Source organism: Bacillus sp. 05T31 (genome assembly GCF_056396725.1).
The window spans coordinates 1-1,170 of record NZ_JBFTMA010000992.1 but is presented as its reverse complement, the minus strand read 5'-3'; the positions used below and the strand labels follow the sequence as shown (position 1 = coordinate 1,170).

Below are 1,170 nucleotides of genomic sequence, written 5' to 3'. Positions count from 1 at the left end.
ATCGTCCTCTTATAGAACATAAGCTCCTATTTCACTTTTCTATTCATCTAATAAACATGAAAAAGTGCCGAAATCCTTCTTCCACAAGAATTCGGCACTTTTTTTATTAAAACCGATTCATTCTTTCCTACTTTTCCACATAAACCGATTTAACTATCGTACGATTATAAGGTTGTCCTTCCTTATTCATYCCTTTCATATCAATTGTAACGTTATATACACCTGGCTGTTCTATATTTTTCAAAGCACCTGTAAATGTAGTTGTATTAATGTTTTTCGATTCATTTGATTCAGAAACTAATTTTCCATCTTTATTAATTACTCGTACTGTTACTGAAAGATCGCCTTTCATTTCTGGAGCTACAGGTGATTTTTTGAGTTTATACTCTGCTTTATTTACTTTAACCTTTGCCGGCATTTGAAGGACGAACGGAGCATCTTTTTTGTAATCGGTCACGATTAAATATGCATCTTTCGGCTGCTTCGCCATCATTTTAACTTGCCATTCTCCTGCTTCCATTTTATCAAATTTAAATGTTCTTATAGTGGCTCCTTTAAAGAGAGATTCACCTTCACCAGTAGATACAGCACTATCTTTATTTGTATAAACTTTTCCTTTTGGAGATATTAGTTGTATTTCTACATCTGAAGAAGCTGTTAAAATAGAAACTACCCCTTCTGCTTTTTTATCAACTGCGACAGTTTGTCCTACCCACTCATTTTGTGACAACTCTCCTCCTAAAATAGCTTGATTAGAAGTTGTGTTTAATTGTTCTACCTTATCCTCTGAACTATTGCTCTGGGCTAATAAAGCTGGTACTGGTACATTTACTGTCCGTAAATATGGTTCAATTCGTGCGAAAACGGCTGAACCTTTTCGTATATTATCATGATCAAATCGTGAATCTGTAAATAAATGTGTTCCATATGGTAACTTAGCACTCCATTCGTTCACCAATCCATCATTAGAACCGTATGATGACAAATACAACCCGCCCATAGATAGTGCTGAAAAAACAGGTCCCCAGCTTGTCCCAGTAGCCGTATAGTAACGGTTTAATTTAGCTGCAGGATTATTATCTATTGTAGAACGAAACTTTGCCATTTCACCTATTTGYAATGAATATGTCCCATCATCTTTTTGWCCTAATATAGAGGCAAGCCATCCTG

Annotated in this window: 1 pseudogene; it reads right to left on the bottom strand. The window is 35.5% G+C overall.

Annotated features, from left to right (window positions below):
• Nucleotides 1–127 precede the first annotated feature (127 nt).
• Nucleotides 128–1,170, bottom strand: a pseudogene (locus tag AC1DJR_RS30615) (hypothetical protein); the annotation flags it as partial.